Source organism: Abiotrophia sp., assembly GCF_057275535.1.
Map to the genome: position 1 here is coordinate 95,340 of NZ_DBHIRJ010000001.1, position 21,537 is coordinate 116,876.

A 21,537-nucleotide genomic window follows, 5' to 3' on the forward strand; every position below is an offset into this window, starting at 1 on the left:
CCTTTCTTACTTGCAATTACTAATAGCTTCCTGGTGCATTGCTTGTAGCCTGGCCGGTCACAATCGCAATCCCCTTGGAGGCGCCAATTCGGCTAGCGCCCGCTTCAATCATAGCCAAGGCATCCTCTCGGTTTTGAACTCCGCCGCTGGCCTTAACTCCCATGTCAGGACCTACGGTTTCCCGCATGAGGCTAATATCTTGGACAGTGGCACCGCCGGTTGAGAAGCCGGTCGAGGTCTTGACGAAGTCAGCCCCAGCTTCCTTAGCTGCTTGGCTGGCTTTAACGATTTCCTCCTTGGTCAGGAGGCATGTTTCTAAAATAACCTTAACTAAGGCTTGATGATTAGCAGCCTCCACTACGGCTTGGATATCCGCTTTGACTAGGTCCCAATTGCCGTCTTTTGCAGCACCAATGTTAATGACCATGTCGACTTCATCCGCTCCCTCTTGGATAGCGGTGCGGGTCTCAAAGGCTTTGACAGCTGAGGTATTAGCCCCCAGAGGAAAGCCAATAACCGTGCAGACTTTAACGTCTGAACCTGCTAGTAAAGTATGAGCAGTCGCCACCCAAGTAGGGTTGACACAGACTGACATAAAGCCATAGTCACGGGCTTCTTGGCAGAGCGTTTCAATGGCAGCACGGCCAGCATCGGCCTTAAGCGCGGTGTGATCAATGTATTTTGCTAATTCCATGAGATAGACTCCTTCCTTATAGTTCAAGTTCTAGGGCATAGGATAAGGCAGATAAGAAATAAATTGGCGCCGTCTCCGCTCGGAGAATACGAGGCCCTAAAGCGACCGTCTGGAAGCCAGCTTGACATAATTGAGAGACTTCTTCAGGAGTCAAGCCACCTTCTGACCCAAAAACGACCAAGACCTTGGCGCCTGCTTGCCCCTTAAGTGATTGGCAGGCTTGACGTAAGCGACTATGCTCGCCTTGTTTGGCATCTTCTTCGTAGGCTACTAAGCAAGCATCATAGTCAGCTGACTTAGCCAGTAATTGAGCTAAGCTTAGGGGCTGCGCCACTTGAGGAATGCGGAGGCGGTGGCATTGCTCGGCCGCTTCTTTGGCAATTTTTTGTAGGCGGTCTAGGCGTTGGCCAGCCTTCTTATTATCCCATTTGACGACATCTCGATTGAGGGACAGGGGTTGAAAATGACTGGCGCCACATTCGGTTCCCTTTTGAACAATGTAATCTAACTTATCATTTTTAGACAAACCACAGGCAACGGTGACCTCAACAGGCAACTCTACTCGGTTAGCTCCTTCTTGGAGCTCTAAGAGGCGGAACTGGGCTAGTCGGTCCACTTCCCCTTCTAATTGAGCCAAGTAACATTGCCCGTCCCCGGCCACTAGCCAAGCCTTAGCACCAGGCTGAGACCGCATGACCCTTAGGAAATGTCGACTGTCATCAGCCGTTAAGGTTACCAATTCCTGAACATGTAAGCCCGTTTGGTCGATAAAATAACGTTGCATGATTTAATCCTCTTGCTTCTGGGTTACCAGACCCGTCCAGCCCTTTAGTTGGACCCTTTGAACAAGGCGGAAACCATGTGCTTCTAAGTCTTCTAAGAGTTGATCAGCCTTTTCGTTGAGAATTCCGCCCAGAATCAGGTAACCATCTTCAGTTAGTAAGCGATGGGCATCTTCTAACATATTAACCAGAATATGAGGCAAGATATTGGCTACAATCACCTCTACTGGCCAGTCTACCCCTTTGAGCAAATCCTTAACTTGGAAATGAATCGGCGTTTCTTTGAATACCTTGGCCAAATCATCTTGACGTTCCTGCTGGTGTACCAAGTTTTGCAGGGCGCTATCAACAGCTTGAGGATCTAAGTCGTAGCCCCACACTTCTTTGGCACCTAAGGCTGCCGCTACAAAGGCTAAAACCCCCGACCCCGTACCGACATCTAAGACACGTTCGCCTCCACGCAGGTACATTTCAAGTGCCTGAACCCCTAGTTGAGTAGTTGGGTGATTGCCTGTCCCAAAGGCCAAACCTGGATCCAAGTAGATAACTTGTTCACCTGCTTGGGCTTGGTAGTCCTCCCAAATCGGCACAATGGTTAGGTAGCGACTAATACGCTCAGGCTTATAGTTAACCTTCCAATTTTCCTGCCAATTTTCATTTTCAATCTCGCTGGCTTCAAGGCGAAGCGGATTACTATATTGGCTCTCCAACTGGGTCTTGAGGCTATCTAGATCTGGCATCTCTTCGAAGAAGGCGATTAGCTCTGTCTCGTGCTCCAGACGTTCTTTGGGCAGTGGTTCCGCTAATTCTCCAAATAAATTAGGGTGATTCTCCAAATAACCTTGGGCATAATCCACTTCCACCCCAATGGCACCAGCTTCAAAGAGGAGATGACTGAGTAAGTCAATCATCGCTGGATCCAGGGTGTCGAGTGAGACTACCACCTTAGACCAGGTTTCAGCCATATAAACACGTCCTTTCACGATTATCTATGTTCTTTATTATGTAACAAATAGGACAAAAATTCAATGACTAGGCTGTTAAAAATGCCCAAAATCAGGAATATTAGTTGATTTTTAAGCACTCCTCCCAAGATATAGGTCAGTTTATTAGCTTATAGGCAGAATATTGGCTCATTCTCTCCCACCAGTGGCTAGGCAAAACTAGCCTAGTTTGAACTAGAAGTGCTATAATAAAAGTGTATAAGACCTAAGTCCAAAGGAGTGACTGTCATGTTTCAGCCTTTAACTTACGGTGGGCTAGCCCATCGTTTACCTAAGCGACCTAGCCAATCCCACAAGGGAACTTTTGGCCGGACGCTCTTAGTAGGTGGCAATGCTCATCTAGGTGGCGCCATTATTCTAGCTGCCCAAGCGGCTGTCTACGCAGGTAGTGGCCTCACGACTGTTGCCACTGATGTCGCCAACCACACAGCCCTCCATGCTCGTCTGCCTGAAGCCATGGTCAGTGACTGGTCTAACCTAGCTCAGCTTAAGGCGTTAACTCAGGCAGCTGATCTAGTTTTGCTTGGTCCAGGCATGGGACTGGACGCTTTTTCCTGCCAACGTCTGCATCGAATTTTAGATTGGCTAAAACCTGGACAAAAGTTAGTCTTAGATGGCGATGCCTTAACGCTTTTGGCTCGTCATCCCCATCCCTTACCTAGTGGAGTGCCTGTAGTTATCACGCCCCACCAGGCTGAATGGCAACGCCTATCTGACCTTGCCATTGAAGATCAGACCCCTCAAGCCAATCTGGCCGCTCAAAAACAACTTGGCTTCAACTTAGTACTTAAGAAACCAGGTACAGAGCTCTATTTGACGGATGGTTCCTGCTACCAATTGACAGTCGGCACACCTGCCATGGCAACCGGCGGCATGGGCGACACCCTGGCTGGAATGGTCGCTGCCTTTTTGGCTCAATTCCCAGATGACTTTAATTTAGCCCTATGTAGTGCCGTTTTCCTCCACTCCTACCTGGCACAAGAAATGGCTCAGACTCAGTGGGTGGTCCTACCCCATCAGATTAGTGAACAACTCCCTAGCATAATGAAGGATTTCATTGGCTAGGAAGCCTAATAAAAACAGCAAGCCTGAACTATTAAGGCTTGCTGTTTCTTATTTATAGACCTGATTTACTGAATCAGAACTAGTAAACCTAGGACACAAATGCTAACAAAGAGTAAAAGGAAGATGACAATGGCACCGACTAATTGCCAGGTCTTGAGATTTTTTTCAGCCATGGCCTGATAGAGGGCATAATAATCGCTAATCCAAGAGCGACCATTGAAGAAGTAAAGCTGCGGTAATCCCTTTACCAAGAGCCAGTAGAGTACTTCTCCAAGCAAGATTGCTAGAATCACTTGTAACCAGAAGGGACCATTTGCTAACCAGAAAGTTACAAAGGCATAGGCCACATAATAATGAATGAGACGATGCCCCAAGGCTACACAAGCTGAAAACTCAAGAATACGACGCAAGACAGGTGTCCCAGCCACGTAGGACAAGATAAGCCAAGTGGTAAAAAGTGGCACAGCTGCAGTCCATACCAGACCCATGAGCGCTGTTGTCCAAGTTTGGCTAAGGAAGAAGGCCAGAAGCATTAAGCTACCGATTAGGCCTAGACCCATTAATAAGACATACTTACTAGACAGACGGTAAATTTGATTGAGCAGAACCGGCACGAGGTAAACCATGGAAACCCCAGCCACAAAAGCCAAGGCATAAAAGGCTAGCTCAATATAAGCGAGTGGGCTACCATTCATAACAGCAAAACCAGCCAATAGCCATAGGCTAGCCTGAACAACCATCCAGACCATGCCCTTACCTAGCAGACTTAGACTAGTACGACCTAGAAGCCAGCTAATAAGTGCAACTAGCCCCGCTACTTGTACCCCATGGCCTAGATACCATAAACTCTTGAGACCACTTGAGGCATCAAGACTTAAGCTAGTCACCCCACCTAGCCAAAGCTGTCTGACATTTTCGATTAAGAGAGGACCAAAAATCAAGTCAAATTTACGCTGATTTAAAAGTGAAAAATCTAACGCTAAGAGGCCAATCGTGGTGATAGAGGTCAACCACAGAACTGGCAGCCAAGCAGACCAGACGGCTTGCCAGTGACGCCAAAAGGGGACGTCCTGCTGTCGTTCTAAGCGATAGGCCCATTGATAACCAAGGACAGTGAAGAGACCAAGGGGAACCAATTGGCCCGCCAATAAATCACCTTGAAAAATCCCAACGCCCATAAGAACTAATAAAAATAGACCTTTAAGCCCATCTAGTCCTCGTAATTTTACCTCCTGTTGCATACCATCACCTTATTCTTTGCTTAAATATATAGACACTTCTATTATAGGAGATTTAAGCAAGAATGGAAAGGCTGATTTACTCAAATCTGCCGAATTTTATCAAAAGATGCCAGTAAATTTACCTACCTGCCCTGTAAATAGATCAAAAGGCAGGAAGCGATTCCTGCCTTAAGCTTATTTATAGGCGCCCTTAAGTTCCATAATCATGTCACGCAGATCGGCGGCTGCTTCGAAATTGAGATCCTTGGCGGCCTGACGCATTTCCATCTCTAAGCGTTCCAATTGCTCTTCTCTTTGTAGACGAGACAGCTTGCGGAACTGCTTGAGGAGGGACTCTTGCTTGTCCTCGTTTTCTACATCGTGGGTAATCCGGATTAAATCGCGAATCTCCTTCTTGATAGTTTGAGGAACAATCCCATGTTCTTGGTTGTAGGCCATTTGGATAGAACGACGTCGCTCTGTTTCTTCAATGGCATACTGCATAGAGGCCGTAATCTGATCCGCATACATTATGACGCGACCATTAGCATTACGAGCTGCTCGGCCGATGGTTTGTACCAAGGAGCGTTCGCTTCGTAGGAAGCCTTCCTTGTCTGCATCCAAAATAGCTACTAGGGTGACCTCTGGCACGTCCAAGCCCTCCCGTAAGAGGTTAATCCCGACTAAGACATCAAAGACACCTAGACGAAGGTCGCGAATAATTTCCGTTCTCTCCAGGGTCTTAATATCACTATGCAGGTACTTGACCTTGATATCCAGCTCCTTGAGGTAGTCGGTCAAATCTTCCGCCATTTTCTTGGTTAGGGTAGTGATGAAAACCCGCTCATCTCGCTCAGTCCGAGCCTTAATTTCAGCAACTAAGTCATCAATCTGACCTTCAATTGGCCGCACTTCAACCACTGGGTCCAAGAGGCCCGTTGGTCGGATGATTTGTTGAATGACCTCACCACCCGTATGCTCTAGCTCATAAGGTCCTGGCGTCGCAGAAACATAGATAATCTGGTTAACATGCTCTTCAAACTCTTCCAGTCGCAAAGGTCGATTGTCCAGCGCACTTGGCAAACGGAAGCCGTAATCAATCAACTGCTGCTTGCGTCCCCGGTCACCATTATACATACCGCGGATTTGCGACATGGTGATATGAGACTCATCCACCACAATCAGAAAGTCATCTGGGAAGAAGTCTAAGAGTGTATAAGGTGCTTGACCTGGTGCCCGACCATCAATATGGCGAGAGTAGTTCTCAATCCCACTACAGTAGCCCATTTCAAGCATCATTTCCAAATCATAGGTGGTTCTTTGCTCTAGGCGTTGAGCTTCTAGCAATTTATTGTCTGCCCGTAATTCGGCTAGGCGCTCTTCCAATTCTTGACGAATGGACTCGACTGCCACTGCTGTCTGTTCCTGGCTGGCCACAAAGTGAGTCGCAGGGAAAATAGGATAATGGTCTACATCATACTTAATTTCGCCGGTTAGGAAATCAACAACGCGGATACGTTCTATCTCATCCCCAAAGAATTCCACTCGGACCACTTCCTTGTCGCGCGAAGCCATAAAGATTTCCACTACATCGCCTCTTACTCGGAAGGTCCCCCGTTGAAAGTCAATGTCATTTCTGACAAATTGCATTTCAACCAAACGCGCTAGCAGAACATTACGAGGAATTTCCATGCCTTCTCGCAAAGACAAGACATGATTGCGATAGTTCTCAGGGTCAACCAAGCCGTAAATACAGGAAACAGAGGCCACCACAATGACGTCTCGGCGTTCAATTAAGGCTGAAGAAGCCGAATGGCGGAGTTTGTCAATTTCATCGTTAATGCTGGCGTCTTTTTCAATATAAGTATCAGACGATGGCACATAGGCTTCAGGCTGATAGTAGTCATAGTAGGAGACAAAGTACTCGACCGCATTGTTTGGGAAAAATTCTAGGAGCTCACTATAAAGTTGCCCAGCTAGGGTCTTATTATGAGCCAAAACCAAGGTCGGTCTGCCCGTTTGCTTAATAACATTAGCAATGGTGAAGGTCTTACCGGTCCCCGTTGCCCCTAACAAGACCTGCTCCTTAACGCCATCATTGACCCCTTGGACCAGAGCTTCAATCGCTTGAGGCTGATCCCCACTGGGGCTATAGGGGGCGACTAATTGAAAATCCATGCCCTCTCCTCCTTCTATCTAGTCAATCAATGCGCGAACAAATTTTCGCTTCTTTTCTCATCATAACAAAAAGCTTAGTCCCTGTCTAGTCCAAGGACTTAGAGACTAAGCTAGACGAATTTGAATTATTTTCCATCTTTTTATTGCATACTGACCGGGTTTTCATGTATAATAAGGCTTGTTGACTTAGTCCTTTGGACTATAGACAAATCGCAATGAAAGAGGTGACTCAAATGGCTAACAACCCATCAGCAAAAAAACGTATCCGTCAAACAGCTACTAAGACTGAAAGCAACCGTGCACACGTTTCTGCAATGCGTACTGCGGTTAAACGTTTCCGTTCTGCAGTAGAAGCTGGCGAAGCAAACGTTGAGGAATTATTCCGTCTAGCTGCTAAAGAAATCGACAGCGCAGCAACTAAAGGTTTAATCCACAAAAACAAAGCAGCTCGTGACAAGTCACGTTTGGCTCGTTTACTTAAAGCTAACTAAGAAAGTAGGCTACCTTGAGGGTAGCTTATTTTTTTGCCCTTGCAACATAAAAATTACTGGAACAGCTATCTGCTCCAGTAATTAGGGACTTCCTGTAATATAACGACTCACTAGCAAGTCAAATTGTATCTCCTTAACACCAATGCCTTGTTTGAGCTGAAAATCAGCCTCTGCAAGGGCATCGTAAAAATCATAGAGCTGTCTTAAATCTAAGCGTCTGACCGTCTCTAGGGCTAATTTAACGCGATAGGGATGGACGCTCAATTGTTGCGCTATCTCAGCTTGCTGATAGCCCTGGTGTCCAAGCAATTTGACCTGAATTAACAAACGAAACTGACTGACTAGGAGCGCGTGCAAGGCCACGGGCTCGTGTTTGGCTAGGAGTAGATCTTGGTAGATTTGGACCGCCTGACTCAACTTCCGCTTCAAGACCGCCTGCGACAAACTAAAAACATCCGTTTCAAGGCTTCTCGGTACCAAGTCTTTGATAACTTCTAGGGTGATAGGCTTGCCTTGGTTGCTATATTGGGCCAATTTGTGGAGCTCCGCCATAGCCAAGGTCAAATCATCATTGACCCTCATACGTAACTCTTCTAGCCCCTCACGGCTAATCTGGAGCGTGCTGTCTGCCAGATAGGACTGAAGGTAGGCTCCCATTTCCTTAGCGTCTAAAGGCGCCACATCGACCCATTTGGCTTGCGTCTGAAAAGCCTTGGTCAGCTTCTTACGTTTATCTACTTGGTTGCTGTCACAGAGCCAAATCAGCAAACTGCCAGGATTAGGATCTGCCAAGTAGGCCAGGAGTCGCTTCTGGTCATGGTCATCGACCTTAACCTTAGAGTTTGAGACCAGGACCTGGGCATTATCAATCAGGACAACACGCTTATCAGCAAAGAAAGAGAAGGCATCTGCCTCGTCCAGAATGGTGGCTAATTCCGTATCATTCAAGTCGAAGCGACTAACTTCAAAGCTACCTGCCTGATCTACTTGATCAATCAGGGCATCCTGCAACTGTTGCCGCAAATAGCGCTCGGTACCAGCTAGAAAGTAATTAGCCCCCAATTGGCCCTTGCGAATTTGGCTAATGCAAGCTTGAAAGGTCATGCCTGTCCCCTCCTTTCTATTTACTTCTTACTTACCTTAAGATCTAACGAGCCTGCTTGGCCTCAAGCGAGCGCTCGATTAAATCTTGGAAAATCGCCATACTGCATTCATCGTGTTTGGTCAAGCGCTCTGGATGCCATTGAACCCCTAGAATGAGGGAACCTTCTTGGCTTTCAATCGCTTCGATAACCCCATCCTTACTGCGGGCTGACACGATTAAGCCCTCTCCTAATTCTCGAATGGCTTGGTGGTGAATGGAGTTAATGAGGCAACCATCGGCCACTAATTGAGACAGGTAGCTACCGGCTTTTACCTTGATGGAATGGGTTGCCATGCTTGGACGTGATTTTTGGACGTGCTGAATGGTCACATTAGCCTGGCCTGCTAGATCCTGATAGAGATTACCACCCAGAACAACGTTGACCAGTTGCATGCCTCGGCAAATAGCTAAAATAGGCTTACCCTGAGCCAAGGCCTCCTTAATAAGAGCCGTTTCGACTGCATCCCGCGTTGGCGAAGTAGCTTCAATATTGACATGTGGCTCTTCATTATAGAGATAAGGTGAGATATCCTCCCCGCCAGTCAAAACCAGACCATCAATGAGGCTCACGTAGTGGGCAGCACAAGTCGGCTCCGTCATAGGTAGGATGACCGGTGTCCCACCGGCCAAGCGTACTGCTTCCGTATATCCCCAAGGGGAGTAGTTTACCTTAAAAGATTTGAATTTATCTTCAGGGGCTTGCATAATGTTGCCCGTCACACCGATTACTGGCCGCATGGTCATTCCTTCTTTCTATATCTAGCTAGAGAGCTAGTGAGTGGGGTTATTCCTCTTCAGCGAGTGCCTCAAAAGCCTGAAAATCCACTTGACTTAATTCAATTAACCAGTGGTCAGCCGGATCCTTAGAATCCAAGAGGCTAGGATTTGCTTCAGCCGCCTCATTTCGCGCTACTACTTGGCCTTTAAGAGGGCTAGCGACTTCAATGGCCGCCTTAGAAGCTTCTAAATTAACTAGGGTATCATCGACATCTAATGCTCCAAGTGGGGCAATATTGGCGTAGGAGATATCGCCTGCATCACATTGGAGCTGGTCTGTCATGCCGATACGGTAACGGTCAGGTCCAACTACTTGGACCCAAAGTTGATTGCCATAACGTTTCATAATACTTAATCCTTTCTTCAACGATTAAAATTCCGAGTCGTTCTGGCTAGAGAACATGTAGGAGCGATGGTGATAACGCATGGACAGTATCAAGCCAATCCCTATCATATTCCCCAAGAGAGCAGAACCCCCTTGCGAAACGAAAGGTAGCGGAATCCCAGTAATAGGCAAGAGCCCAATGTTCATCCCAATGTTTTCCAAAATATGGAACATAATCATGGTAATAACACCTGTCGCTATATAGGTGTAAAATTCATTCTTGGTCTCAAAGCAAGTTTGCACCATTTGGTAAATTAACATGAAGTAGACAAAGAGTAAGACCCCTGCCCCAATAAAACCAAAGTTCTCACCGATAGTCGTAAAGATAAAGTCAGACTCGCGGACTGGAACAGGTACTTGAGAGACCCCAAAGCCCTTACCAGATAATTGCCCTGACCCAATGGCTTTAATAGATTGAGCTAACTGGTAGGCATCACCACGCGTATCATCGAAAGGTCGGAACCAAGAGTCAATCCGGGCAATTTGGTATGGTCGAACTAATCCAGTACTTAGCAAGAAGTCACGTTGGAAAGCAGCCAAGTAAATGAGCACCCCACCAACGATAGTGACGAATAAGGTAATTGGTAATAGAATCTTCCAAGAAATGCCTGACATCAAGACCATCCCCGCAGTAATGGATAGCAATACCAAGTTGGTCCCCAAGTCGTTTTGACGTTGAATCAAGAAGAGTGCTGGAGCAGCAAATAGCATGATTTTCCCTAGCAGTAGCCAGTCGGTTTTGAGACTACGGTTGGTGTATTCATTATTATGTTCCGTAATAATCCGAGCCATAAAGACAATATAGGCAATCTTAAAAATTTCCGAGGGTTGGAAACTAATCGGTCCTAAACGGAACCAAGAACGTGCCCCTGTATCAGCCGCCAAACCTCGGTCGTGGAAGAAGAGGACGGCAATCAAGAGGACTAACCCCACTCCATAAAAGATGGTAGACAATTTCCAATATTGTTCGCTATCAAATTGAATAGCCACTATAATCGCAATAGCCCCAATACAGTACCAGAGGGCATGGTAGAGTGTCGGCAAAATAGATTTGTTCTCAATCATGACTGTGGTCGCATAAAGGCTGGCTAAACCAATTATGGCTAAAATCATGACATTCAGGATAATGCCATAATCAATGCGCGACTCTGAATGGTTATTCAGGCGTCTCACTGTTCTCATTAATAATCATTCCCTTGTTGTTTATAGTTGAATCGTTCTCTGCATTTTGCAAAGTAGAATAGATAATATTAAGGTTACCACATTTTGGCGCAAAATGCACTTACTGGCCAATTCTTTTAGCTGATTTTATTCCTATAGTTGGTTATAAGTAAAAAACATAACCTCAGATGACAGTCGGAACGTAGAATGATATAATGAGACTGTATAAGACAAGGAGGCTATCCAATGACTAAAGGCATTACTTTCTACTTCGTCAGACATGGCGAAACTTATCTCAATCGCTTGGGTCGATTCCAAGGTTGGGCTGATGCTCCCCTTACCCCAGAAGGCCTAGAAGTTGTCCATCAATCTGGCCGTGGCCTTGCCGACGTCAAATTCGATGCTGTCTACACGAGTGATTTAGGGCGAACCATCAAAACTGCTCAAATTCTCTTGGAAGAAAACCACCACAGCCAAGATTTAACTATCACCCCTATGCCGGAATTTCGCGAAGTCTTCTTCGGTTATTACGAGGGGCTAGAAGCTCAATCCGTCTGGCGGGATATGATTGCTGAAACTAACAAAGAACTGGGCCTCCCACGGGATGCTGGCATCCAAGTAGAAGCGACTATGAATAAAATGAAGGCTTCTGATCCTACCGGTATGGCTGAGAATTACCCAGAATTCTGGCATCGTGTTGAAACAGGTCTCTTAGAGCTCTTAAATCGCCATGCTGGCAGTGACCACAAAATATTGGTAGTCTGTCATGGCCTGACTATTCAGAACCTCATCCATGGTCTAGTAGCGGATTTCGAGTTGGGCGACCCTCTAGCCAACGCCTCGGTGACAACCGTTAAGTACCTGCATGGCCAATTCCAGCTCATCGCCTATAACCAGACCGAGCATTTTAAAGATATGGTTGATGTCATGGAACTTTTATAGAATAAAACAATTAAGGACCTAGGTTAAGACCTGGGTCCTTTTCTATCTACTAGCTTGCCCTAAAGATAAAAAAAGAGGCTGAAAGCTAAGTTTCAACCTCTGTTACTTACTAATTAATGACTGTTATTATTTAACAGCGTCTTTCAAGGCTTTACCAGCTTTGAAACCTGGAACCTTGCTTGCAGCGATTTTGATTTCTTTACCAGTTTGTGGGTTGCGGCCTTTACGAGCTGCACGTTCACGTACTTCGAAAGTACCGAAGCCGATTACTTGAACTTTTTCACCTTTTGATAAAGTTTCTTGGATGGTTTCGAACAACGCTTCAACAGTTGCTGTTACATCTTTCTTAGTTAAGTTAGTTTTAGCTGCTACTTTTTCTACTAATTCAGCTTTGTTTGCCATAATAAAACTCCTCCTAAAGTATGCGTGGTTACGCGTTTTTCCATAGCAGATTGCTATTTCTTGTATAGATTACCACATAATAGGCTTTAATACAATAGATTCGCCCTTTAAAATTTGATTTTTTACCACTTTTCGCCTTATTGTCGCGCTCTCGTAATCAATTTAATCGGGGTTCCCTCAAAATAAAATGATTGACGCAATTGGTTCTCTAAGAAACGCTCATAAGAGAAGTGCATGAGCTCAACATCATTAACAAAAGCCACGAAGGTTGGTGGGTTGACAGCCACTTGAGTTAAGTAGTAAATCTTGAGGCGACGGCCTTTATCTGTTGGGGTTGGGTTCATGGCGACTGCATCCATTAAGACATCGTTCAAGACTGAAGATTGAATGCGACGATGACGGTTATCGTAGATAGTCTTCAAAAGTTCAGGTAACTTATTGAGACGTTGACCTGTATGGGCACTAACGAAGAGAATTGGCGCAAAAGTCAAGTATTGGAAATGCGCACGAATCTCCTTGGTAAAGGTCTCAAAGAGTTTATCACTCTTGTCTACTGCATCCCATTTATTGACCAGAATGACCATACCCTTACCTGCCTCATAGGCATATCCAGCCACCTTCTTATCTTGTTCTCGAATCCCAGTCTCAGCATCTAAAACCAAGCAGACAATATCGGAACGTTCAATGGCGGACATGGCCCGCAGCACTGAATACTTTTCAGTGTTTTCGTATACCTTGCCTCGCTTACGAATACCAGCAGTGTCAATCATGGTATAGCGCGTCCCCTCTTCATCTGTGAAATGGGTATCGACTGCTTCACGCGTGGTCCCTTCAATATTGGAGACGATGACCCGCTCTTCCTTAAGAATGGCGTTAACTAAACTGGACTTACCGACATTAGGACGACCAATAAAGCAGAACTTGATGACATCTTCTTCCTCAGCTTCAGACAAGTCTGTTGGAAAATGACTCACAACTGCATCCAAGAGATCCCCTAAACCCGTCCCATGGGAACCGGAAATAGGATAGGGATCGCCATGCCCCAAGGCATAAAAATCATAGACCATTTGGCGCATTTCTGGGTTATCTGCCTTATTAACAGCCAGTACAACTGGCTTATTAGTTCGGTGCAAGCGATGGGCGATGGCCTCATCTGCATCCGTCAAACCTTCTTGCATGCTAGTCAAGAAAACAATGACATCTGCCTCTTCCATGGCAATATCAGCTTGGTAGCGCACTTGATCCATAAGGGGCTCATCAATCATATCAATCCCACCGGTATCAATGACACGGAATTCACGGCCTAACCATTTACCCGTCGCATAGATACGGTCACGCGTCACCCCTGGATAATCTTCGACAATGGAGAGTCTCTCCCCCACCAATCGGTTAAATATTGTGGACTTCCCCACATTTGGGCGGCCTACGAGGGCCACGGTTGGCATGGACATAAGGTCTCCTCCTTCATTTATGGTTTATGACACGAAAAAGACTGACACTCAGGCCAGTCTTTCGTGGTTACAGTGGCTTATTCTTCGGTGTTAAGGTCGCCGAAAGCACCAGCTAACACATCACCTAAAGTGAAACCTTCAGCTTCTGCTACGATTGTAGGAGCTGGTTCAGCTTTAGCTCTAGGTTTACGTGGTTTTGATTCGCGTTTTGGCTTGTCGCTTACTTCGCCTTCAGGGCGTGCTGGACGTTCCAACAAAGCCTTGATAGACAATGATAAACGTTGGTCTTCTGGGTTAACGCTCAATACTTTCACGTCAACTTCTTGACCTTCTTGTAATTTCTCACCTGGAGTTGCAATGTGCTCATGAGAGATTTGAGAAATGTGAACCAAACCTTCTACGCCAGGTAAAACTTCTACGAAAGCACCAAAGTCAGTCAAGCGTTTAACAGTCCCTTTTAGGACAGTCCCTTCAGCAGCTTTTTCTTGGATGTTATCCCATGGGCCTTCTAAAGTATCCTTGATAGAGAGGGATACACGGCCGTCTTCTGGGTTAACTGAAAGTACTTTAACATTTACTTTGTCGCCTACGTTCAAGACATCGCCTGGTTTGCGGATGTGAGAGTGAGAGATGCGGCTCAAGTGAACCAAACCATCTACATCACCCAAGTTAACGAAAGCACCGAAGTTAGTTAGGCGAGCAACTGTCCCTTCAACGATAGAACCTTCTACCAAGTTAGCTAAAGCAGCTGCGCGTTTCTCTGCACGTTCGCGTTCAGCGATTTCTTTGTGAGAGAGGATTAAACGGTTTTCTTTTTCATCAAGTTCAACGATGACAAAGTCTAAGGTTTGACCAACGTATACTTTGAGATCTTCTACGTAGAAAGAATCAACCATAGAAGCTGGCACGAAAGCACGTAAGCCTAAATCTACTACTAAACCACCTTTAACAGCCTCTTTAACAGGTGCTGTGATGATTTCTTTGTTATCGAATTTTTCTTTGAGCTCTGCCCATACTTTCTTAGACTCAAGACGTTTTCTTGAGAGTAAGAAGTTCCCGTTTTCTTTATCACGGATTGGTTTTAAAACCACTACTTCAACTTCGTCACCGATGTTTACTACTTCAGTTAATTCGTTGAATGGTTTTGCTGAAAGTTCACGACGTGGAATTACACCTTCTAAACCGCCACTTTCTTTAATTGAGACACGTACTTGGTTATCTTCAAAAGCCAAGACGTCCCCTTTTACGACATCACCAGGTTTGATGTCTAAGACGCTATCCAAAGCATCCTCCATTGTTTGTAATTGTTGGTTTTCTACAGTTTCTGTCATCTACCAGTTCCTCCTAAGGCAATACTCAAGCGTTGTTCAGAAAATTTTTACGATTTGTGAACCTACTTAGCATCTATTTTATCAAATTCTAACCGATTAGTCTAGTCATAATTGCAATTTATTCTTTTATAGTCGAATTTTGCTTGGCTTTTAAGGCCTTACATTCGCTTTTGAATCATCTCCGTCAGTTTGGTCAAAAGTGAATCCAAAGTCTCATGGCTGGTATCAACTAAGATGGCATCGTCTGCCTGTTTAAGCGGACTGTGTTCACGAGTACTATCATAGAGATCACGCGCTTCAATATCCGCTTCAATTTCAGCCAAGGTCTGATCGGTCATGCCCCGCTCTAAGTTTTCCTTATAACGACGCGCAGCTCGAACGGCCACATCAGCGACGAAGAAAAACTTAATGCTGGCATTAGGTAAAACCACCGTCCCGATATCGCGGCCATCCATTACCACGGATTCTTTGGCTGCCATGGCTTGTTGCATGGCAACCAAAGCCTCACGAACTTGGGGCTGAGCCGATACTTCAGAGACCGCTTGTGTCACCGCAACACTACGAATAGCAGATGAGACATCTTCCTCTCCCAAATAAACGTGTTGTACTCCATCTTGGCGACGGAAGGACAAATCAAGTTGGGCTAATAGGTTCTCTAAGGCCGCCTGATCCTCTACACTCACTCCTTGGCGCTGCGCCGCTAAGGTAACTGCACGATACATAGCTCCTGTATCAATGTAGGTAATGCCTAATTGGCCAGCCAATAACTTAGCGACCGTACTCTTGCCTGAGGAAGCAGGCCCGTCAATTGCGATTGTCAAATGTGTCATCTATGCTTCATCCTCTTCTATCTCTCTACAAAAAAATAGAGCTTAGTTTCCTAAGCTCTATTCTACCCTAAAACTAGGGAATTCTCAATTTTTTATGGAATAACAATGGTTTGACCAGGTAAGATGGTTGTTTCAACCGTCGCACCATTAGCGGCTAACAAGGCATCCAGAGAAACCCCATTATTGGCTGCAATCCGGTACCAGGAATCCCCTGCTTGTACCACATAAGTCGTACCACCTTGGTTTTGCTGCTGCTGGCCTTGTTGGTTTTGACCCTGTTGTTGACCTTGCTGGTTTTGGCCTTGTTGTTGACCTTGTTGGTTTTGGTTAGGGTGTTCACCTTGCTGGTTATTCAAGCCTTGACCAGATTCACTTGCTTTGGATTCAAGACTTGAAGCTGAGGCTACAGCTGAGCTAGATTCGCTAGCGCTGCTAGAGCTTGCACTTGAACTTTCAGCCCGAGAGATAGACACTTGTGAAGCCGTCCGTGGTGATGGATTCTGTGGACGTGACGCATTGACCCAGAAGAAGAGAATAAATGGTACGATACATACGCAGATAACCATAAAGAGTAAGACCTTGGACAAGGTAGTTGCCTCACGCTCTGGCTGGTTACGAGCCGTCCGAGAGTATTGTCGATTTTTTAAGTTTTCGTCTTCGCCAAATTTGTTGTTCCATGGCATTCTAAACTTGCCTGACGTTTCCGATGATTGATTTGATGATTCATTCAAATTTTCTTGATCGAAATTTGATTTTTGTTCTTCAGACATCAAAATTCCTCCTAAAATATGATACAATGTGACTAGATCCATAAAGGGCACATGTTGCACATATTAGTATTTACTAGTTTATAGTACCATATTCTAAGCGACCTGTGCTAAAAATACGGTGGAAGTAAACGCTTTTATATGAATTTGATAAGGCTCTGTAACATTTCCGTAACATAAAAGGAGGTTTTTGTATGTCTAATTGTATGTCTAAGTTAATTGTTCAATCGGAAAAATGCATTGCTTGCGGTAAGTGTTATCTCAATTTTCCACAAGTCTTTGATTGTGAAGACGATGGAATTGCCTTTGTGCAAGAAGATGCCACTGAGCAAGCACAGGTTTTAGCGCGTTCTGCTATCTTCGATTGTCCGACTCGCGCTATTGAAGAAGTTGACTATACCCCTTCCCCATCTCAGTAGCTATAAAACAAAAAAACGGCCGGGATTAATCCCGGCCTTTCTATTGCTTATTGGTAGCTAGCTAGCAGGAGACCTCTCTTAATCAGATAAGCCTTAAATTGGTTGTTAACCAAGGCTATGATAATTCCTAAGATAACTGCCTTAAGTAAGTTAAACGGCACAATGGCAACTAGGACCATCCCCATCATATTTTTGATTGGCCAATGCATGACCTCTACATAGATAGGTAGTGCAATGAAATAATTGAGCAAGCTCATGACCAAAGTCAAGCTAAAGGCCAAGCTGATGCATGTGAGCACAATCTGTTCAAGTTGCCAAGTGCCCTTCTTGTGACGTAGATAAAAATTCAGAATCAACATCATGGTCATGGTGCCAATGAAACTCATGCTGACACCTAGTGGGATGCCTGCTTCTCCACCTTTACGCAGATATTCAATAAAATCCCGGATAAAGGCTACCACTGCAGCCCCAATCGGACCATTGATTAAAAGCCCAATGAAGACCGGGACATCACTAAAGTCGAACTTAAGAAAAGGTGCCGATGGCAACAAGGGAAAATCGAGCAGTCGGAAAACCACTGCCCAGGCCCCTAAAATAGCCAGTAATACTTGACGTGTCAATCGCATGTTTTTCATAGATATTCCTCCTTTTATCCGTCTTCTAGAAGCCAAAAAAATACGCTTACTTGGGAAAGTAAACGCAGCAAAGACAAATAAACCCTGTGAATCTATCTGTTAATTAGCTTACTTCTCCCATCCAGACTTTACTGTCGGTACTGGAATTTCACCAGTTCAACCTAGACCCTAAAGTACTAGGCTCGTGGACTTTACCACCGGTCGGGAATTTCACCCTGCCCTGAAGACTAATTGTATTATTCGATTGATACCTTCATTATAGCACAAGATGCCCGACTTGACTAGCCGGGCATCTTCTTATTTAAAATTTCTGGCAGGCATGGACTTGGACTGCCCTTTTCTTGCCTTACGGCCTGAGCTAGATGCAGGCGATTTACGAGACGGCTTTTGACCAGTTGGACGTCCCATTATACGCTTAGGTTTAGCTGTCCTTGCTTCTTGCCCGGCTTGTCCCTCGCTCTGACTCATTTGCTTAAGCTTATTGACTTCATGAGCTGTTAACTCTCGCCATTCTCCTGGCAAGAGCTTGCCTAGAGTCAGAAAAGCATAGCGTTCCCGCTTGAGTTTGTTGACTGGGTGCCCCACCGCTTCAAACATACGCTTAACTTGGTGATTCCACCCCTCACGAATGGTCAATTCTACAATTGCCGTCTGGTTATCCAGATTCTGGCTTAAGAGCTGAGCCTTGGCTTTGGCTGTTTTCTTACCATCTAACACAATACCGGCTTCAAGTCGAGCAAGTGACTTTTCAGATGGAATCCCTTTGACTTTGGCCACATAGACCTTATCAATTTGATGGCGCGGATGCATGAGTTGATTAGCAAAAGCCCCATCGTTGGTCAAGAGCAGAAGCCCAGTCGTATCATAGTCCAAACGTCCGACTGGATAAATTCGCTCTTCAATGCCTTGAATGTAGTCTAGGATGACTTGACGGTTCTTGTCATCGGATACAGCACTTATGACATGTCTTGGCTTATTAATCAGAATGTAGCGAGGTTCTTCCCGATAGATTGGAACGCCATCTACTTCTATAAGATCCTTACTGGATACCTGAGTCCCTAATGCACGAACTGTCTGGCCATTAACGCTGACCCGGCCTTCTGTAATCAAACTTTCGCATTTACGACGACTAGCAATACCTGCATGGGCCATTACTTTCTGCAAACGATCCATCTAATCCTCCTCCCCTTCTTCTAAATCGGAATCAAGAAATGGCTCATCCTGATAAGACGCCTCGTCATCTAGACTAATCTGCCATTGCTTAGTATTAAATAATTCATCCGAAGTGACCTCATCATTGAGGTTAAGTGGCTCAATATTTGGTAAATCTTCTAAAGACTTGAGACCGAAGTAATCCATGAAGTAGTCCGTCACCCCATAGAGGACTGGGCGTCCTGGCGCTTCTAGTCGACCAATCTCACGAATCAAGTCGCGGGCAAGTAACTTCTGTAACATGGTAATACTGGACACGCCACGAATCTCATCAATCCCCATACGGGTAATAGGCTGGCGATAAGCTACAATAGCTAGCGTCTCAACGGCAGCACGACTGAGCTTCTGGGTAAAGGGCGAGTGAGCATAGGCCTCCACATCAGACGCCAGCTCAGACTTAGTCACCAGACGGTATTGGTCATTGTAGTTAACCAATTCTACAGGTGACAGTGGGTCTTCCTGTAAATTCAATTGCAGTTGTTGCAAGGCCTCTGTCACTTGATTTAAGGGCACCTGAAGGCTAGCCGCCAAATCTTTACGACTGACTCCTTCAATTCCTGTTACAAAGATAATGCCATGCAGGCGGGTAATTAATTCCATCTATTCGACTCCGTCTATTTTTTCAATTTCAATTGGTGCCAAGGCTTCGGCCTGGTAGAAAACAATGAACTGCTTACGGACTAGCTCCAGAAGCGCCATAAAGGTCGTGATAATCTCCGGGCGACTGGCCTTGTCAATCAACTGTTCAAAAGACAAGCGTTCTTGCCGCTCTAGTCGTCCCAAGCGCGCTAAAATATCATCCATCTTCTGCTCCACTGTCAAAGGATCATGATGAATTTGGCGTTCCAAGGGCTGACGAGCTAGTTGGCGGGCCAAGACATCTTGCATACGCGCCACCAGTTGATCCAGGCTAATCTCACCTTCTTGAAGCGGAATCTGCTCCTGGTAGTCCGACAAGTCATCAGCTTGTTTAGAGAAGAGCGCTGCCCGAGCCTCTTGACGCATCTCTAGCAAGGGGGATACATCTTGGAATTGTTGATACAAGAGCAGTTGTTGCACCAACACTTGACGTGGGTCACCAGGCTCATAGTCGCCATCCAATTCAGCATCCGGCTCGATAGGTAGGAGCAGACGACTCTTAATTTCCAAGAGCGTGGCAGCCATCACTAAGTAATCGCCGGCTTGGTCTAACTCTAACTCTTGCATGGAGTGAAGATAAGCCAAGTACTGACTGGTAATTTCAGCCATAGGGATATCATTAATATCCACTTTCATCTGTTTAATTAAGTGCAATAACAAGTCAAAGGGCCCCTGAAAAGAGGCCAATTGGAGCTTGAGCTGCTGCTTGTCCTTGGTCACGGAGCTATCTTGCCCCTGATGACCTTTAAGATTCTTGGTGTTCTTGGGCATAACGACTGCTCCATTTAACAAGAAGTTCTGAGGTCAGACGAGACCCTAAGAAGGCGCTATTAGGATAGCGTTCCTTAAGTTCACAGAAAATCTGATAGCCTACAGACTCATTGCGGAATGATGGTAAGAGGGCAATACGGTCAATAACGACTGACTCTGGATGTTCTGACTCGTTGCCAGGCGATTGAAAGGTTTCAACCCCCACCAAGCCAATGAAATTATCTTGGTCTTGCTCTCGATAGAGATAGATTTCCTTGCTATCAGATTGCCGGTAGGTTTCCAAAATCGACTGCAAGAGGTCGGTTTGGTGCTGCCCTTCTTCTAAAGTATAGGACAGTAAGCCGAGAATAATCTTTTCATTTTTATTTTTAGATTGAATGAGCACGGCGTACTCCTTTCTTCCCTAGCAATCTGGCAAGTCGCTTAAAGTAAAGCTAGGGTATTTTTAATTAAGTTCTTGAAGCGTGGTTTTACCTTAGCAGAGATTTCCATTACTTCCTCGTGGTTGAGGCTAGACTGCATGCCACTTGCTAAGTTGGTAATACAAGAAATCCCTAAGACTTCCATGCCACAATGTTTGGCCACAATAGCTTCTGGCACAGTTGACATCCCAACAGCATCGCCACCAATGGTCCGCATGTAGCGAATTTCTGCAGGCGTCTCATAAGATGGACCTGTTACCCAAGTGTAAACCCCTTGTTGGAGATGAAGTCCATCTTGAGCAGCGGCTTGACGTAAGATGGCTTGGCCACGCAAGCTATAAGTCTCCGTTAAGTCCACAAAACGTGGGCCATGAGCATCTAAGTTAGCCCCAATCAGTGGGTTGTTACCCGCTAGGTTAATGTGGTCCGTGATAATCATTAAGTCACCAGGTTGGAAAGAAGTGTTGATCCCACCTGCTGCATTGGTTACAATCACTGTTTCTACCCCAAGTTCCTTGAAGATACGAACTGGGTAAGTCACAGTATTCAAATCATAACCTTCATAATAATGGAAACGCCCTTGTAAAATCAAGACTTTTTTACCAGCTAAGTCCCCATAAACTAATTGCCCAGCGTGGCCAGCAACTGTTGAGACTGGAAAATTAGGGATATTTTCGTAAGGAATGCGGATAGCATTTTCCACATCTTCAGCAAGCTCGCCAAGGCCACTACCTAGGATTAAACCTACTTGTGGCTGAGTCAAACCCTGGTCTTTTAAGTATTGAATAGTTTCTATAAACAAATTATTTTCCTCC

The 21,537-nt window shown here is 45.5% G+C and carries 23 protein-coding genes, 1 pseudogene and 1 riboswitch; of the genes and pseudogenes, 4 read left to right on the forward strand and 20 right to left on the reverse strand.

The annotated features are described in order from the left end of the window. Window positions 1-19: 19 nt before the first annotated feature. From deoC to prmA, 3 genes are read right to left on the reverse strand one after another with little or no spacing between them, the layout of a single operon-like run. Window positions 20-694 (reverse strand): deoxyribose-phosphate aldolase, encoded by a 675-nt coding sequence (gene deoC / locus ACO53F_RS00465; protein WP_485136897.1) that lies wholly within the window; start codon window positions 692-694, stop codon window positions 20-22. A gap of 16 nt (window positions 695-710) precedes the next feature. Continuing rightward, the gene (locus tag ACO53F_RS00470; RefSeq protein WP_485136898.1) at window positions 711-1,478 is read right to left on the reverse strand and encodes a 16S rRNA (uracil(1498)-N(3))-methyltransferase; all 768 of its coding nucleotides are present in this window, start codon (window positions 1,476-1,478) and stop codon (window positions 711-713) included. 3 nt (window positions 1,479-1,481) lie between these two features. Further along, window positions 1,482-2,441, reverse strand: a complete 960-nt coding sequence (gene prmA, locus ACO53F_RS00475) for a 50S ribosomal protein L11 methyltransferase (protein ID WP_485136899.1) — start codon at window positions 2,439-2,441, stop codon at window positions 1,482-1,484. 267 nt (window positions 2,442-2,708) lie between these two features. Here prmA and ACO53F_RS00480 point away from each other — a divergent pair, with 267 nt between their 5' ends. Next, window positions 2,709-3,545, forward strand: coding sequence for an NAD(P)H-hydrate dehydratase (locus tag ACO53F_RS00480; protein ID WP_485136900.1), 837 nt, complete (start codon window positions 2,709-2,711; stop codon window positions 3,543-3,545). A 65-nt stretch (window positions 3,546-3,610) separates the two neighbouring features. Here ACO53F_RS00480 and ACO53F_RS00485 read toward each other — a convergent pair whose 3' ends face one another. Both ACO53F_RS00485 and uvrB read right to left on the reverse strand, forming a co-directional pair. After that, window positions 3,611-4,786 (reverse strand): hypothetical protein, encoded by a 1,176-nt coding sequence (locus ACO53F_RS00485; RefSeq protein WP_485136901.1) that lies wholly within the window; start codon window positions 4,784-4,786, stop codon window positions 3,611-3,613. Between the two features lie 174 nt (window positions 4,787-4,960). Further along, entirely contained in the window at window positions 4,961-6,943 is a 1,983-nt protein-coding gene (gene uvrB, locus ACO53F_RS00490) for an excinuclease ABC subunit UvrB (protein WP_485136902.1), read from the reverse strand. 233 nt (window positions 6,944-7,176) lie between these two features. On the opposite strand from uvrB, the gene rpsT reads away from it, so the two are divergent. Further along, window positions 7,177-7,434 carry a 30S ribosomal protein S20 gene (gene rpsT / locus ACO53F_RS00495; protein WP_070755429.1) on the forward strand — a complete coding sequence of 86 codons (258 nt, stop codon included), beginning with the start codon at window positions 7,177-7,179 and terminating at the stop codon, window positions 7,432-7,434. An 81-nt stretch (window positions 7,435-7,515) separates the two neighbouring features. On the opposite strand, the gene holA is transcribed toward rpsT, so the two are convergent. From holA to ACO53F_RS00515, 4 genes are read right to left on the reverse strand one after another with little or no spacing between them, the layout of a single operon-like run. Next, a complete protein-coding gene (gene holA, locus ACO53F_RS00500) occupies window positions 7,516-8,538 on the reverse strand; it encodes a DNA polymerase III subunit delta (RefSeq protein ID WP_485136903.1) in 1,023 nt (340 codons plus the stop codon). 43 nt (window positions 8,539-8,581) lie between these two features. Continuing rightward, the gene (locus ACO53F_RS00505) at window positions 8,582-9,316 is read right to left on the reverse strand and encodes a gamma-glutamyl-gamma-aminobutyrate hydrolase family protein (protein WP_070755427.1); all 735 of its coding nucleotides are present in this window, start codon (window positions 9,314-9,316) and stop codon (window positions 8,582-8,584) included. A gap of 46 nt (window positions 9,317-9,362) precedes the next feature. After that, on the reverse strand, window positions 9,363-9,701 hold the full coding sequence (locus ACO53F_RS00510) for a glycine cleavage system H family protein (protein WP_485136904.1): 339 nt from the start codon (window positions 9,699-9,701) through the stop codon (window positions 9,363-9,365). A 24-nt stretch (window positions 9,702-9,725) separates the two neighbouring features. Beyond that, complete coding sequence (locus ACO53F_RS00515) at window positions 9,726-10,922, reverse strand: FtsW/RodA/SpoVE family cell cycle protein (RefSeq protein WP_485136905.1); 1,197 nt, start codon at window positions 10,920-10,922, stop codon at window positions 9,726-9,728. Window positions 10,923-11,147: 225 nt separating this feature from the next. On the opposite strand from ACO53F_RS00515, the gene ACO53F_RS00520 reads away from it, so the two are divergent. Continuing rightward, on the forward strand, window positions 11,148-11,843 hold the full coding sequence (locus tag ACO53F_RS00520) for a histidine phosphatase family protein (protein WP_485136906.1): 696 nt from the start codon (window positions 11,148-11,150) through the stop codon (window positions 11,841-11,843). 126 nt (window positions 11,844-11,969) lie between these two features. On the opposite strand, the gene ACO53F_RS00525 is transcribed toward ACO53F_RS00520, so the two are convergent. The 5 genes from ACO53F_RS00525 to ACO53F_RS00545 form a co-directional block, all read right to left on the reverse strand. Then, a complete protein-coding gene (locus ACO53F_RS00525; RefSeq protein ID WP_023390831.1) occupies window positions 11,970-12,245 on the reverse strand; it encodes an HU family DNA-binding protein in 276 nt (91 codons plus the stop codon). Between the two features lie 137 nt (window positions 12,246-12,382). Further along, a complete protein-coding gene (der, locus tag ACO53F_RS00530) occupies window positions 12,383-13,696 on the reverse strand; it encodes a ribosome biogenesis GTPase Der (protein ID WP_070755423.1) in 1,314 nt (437 codons plus the stop codon). Window positions 13,697-13,773: 77 nt separating this feature from the next. Then, the gene (gene rpsA, locus ACO53F_RS00535; protein ID WP_485136907.1) at window positions 13,774-15,027 is read right to left on the reverse strand and encodes a 30S ribosomal protein S1; all 1,254 of its coding nucleotides are present in this window, start codon (window positions 15,025-15,027) and stop codon (window positions 13,774-13,776) included. Between the two features lie 158 nt (window positions 15,028-15,185). Beyond that, window positions 15,186-15,857, reverse strand: a complete 672-nt coding sequence (gene cmk, locus ACO53F_RS00540) for a (d)CMP kinase (protein ID WP_485136908.1) — start codon at window positions 15,855-15,857, stop codon at window positions 15,186-15,188. A 92-nt stretch (window positions 15,858-15,949) separates the two neighbouring features. Then, window positions 15,950-16,627, reverse strand: coding sequence for a LysM peptidoglycan-binding domain-containing protein (locus ACO53F_RS00545; RefSeq protein ID WP_485136909.1), 678 nt, complete (start codon window positions 16,625-16,627; stop codon window positions 15,950-15,952). A 191-nt stretch (window positions 16,628-16,818) separates the two neighbouring features. Here ACO53F_RS00545 and ACO53F_RS00550 point away from each other — a divergent pair, with 191 nt between their 5' ends. After that, window positions 16,819-17,043, forward strand: a complete 225-nt coding sequence (locus tag ACO53F_RS00550) for a ferredoxin (RefSeq protein ID WP_485136910.1) — start codon at window positions 16,819-16,821, stop codon at window positions 17,041-17,043. Window positions 17,044-17,090: 47 nt separating this feature from the next. Here the strand turns inward: ACO53F_RS00550 and ACO53F_RS00555 are convergent, their stop codons facing one another. From ACO53F_RS00555 to ACO53F_RS00580, 6 genes and pseudogenes are all read right to left on the reverse strand, one after another. Next, entirely contained in the window at window positions 17,091-17,678 is a 588-nt protein-coding gene (locus tag ACO53F_RS00555) for an ECF transporter S component (protein ID WP_485136911.1), read from the reverse strand. 105 nt (window positions 17,679-17,783) lie between these two features. After that, window positions 17,784-17,910: riboswitch (FMN riboswitch) on the reverse strand. 242 nt (window positions 17,911-18,152) lie between these two features. Beyond that, a pseudogene (locus ACO53F_RS00560) lies at window positions 18,153-18,851 on the reverse strand (pseudouridine synthase); the annotation flags it as partial. After that, the gene (gene scpB, locus ACO53F_RS00565) at window positions 18,852-19,490 is read right to left on the reverse strand and encodes an SMC-Scp complex subunit ScpB (protein ID WP_485136912.1); all 639 of its coding nucleotides are present in this window, start codon (window positions 19,488-19,490) and stop codon (window positions 18,852-18,854) included. Then, window positions 19,491-20,300 carry a segregation and condensation protein A gene (locus tag ACO53F_RS00570; protein ID WP_485136913.1) on the reverse strand — a complete coding sequence of 270 codons (810 nt, stop codon included), beginning with the start codon at window positions 20,298-20,300 and terminating at the stop codon, window positions 19,491-19,493. It lies immediately after the preceding gene. Next, window positions 20,275-20,685 (reverse strand): hypothetical protein, encoded by a 411-nt coding sequence (locus ACO53F_RS00575; protein ID WP_291427251.1) that lies wholly within the window; start codon window positions 20,683-20,685, stop codon window positions 20,275-20,277. Before ACO53F_RS00575 ends, ACO53F_RS00570 begins: the two co-directional genes overlap by 26 nt. 38 nt (window positions 20,686-20,723) lie before the next feature. Then, entirely contained in the window at window positions 20,724-21,524 is an 801-nt protein-coding gene (locus ACO53F_RS00580) for a purine-nucleoside phosphorylase (RefSeq protein ID WP_314760799.1), read from the reverse strand. Window positions 21,525-21,537: the final 13 nt, after the last annotated feature.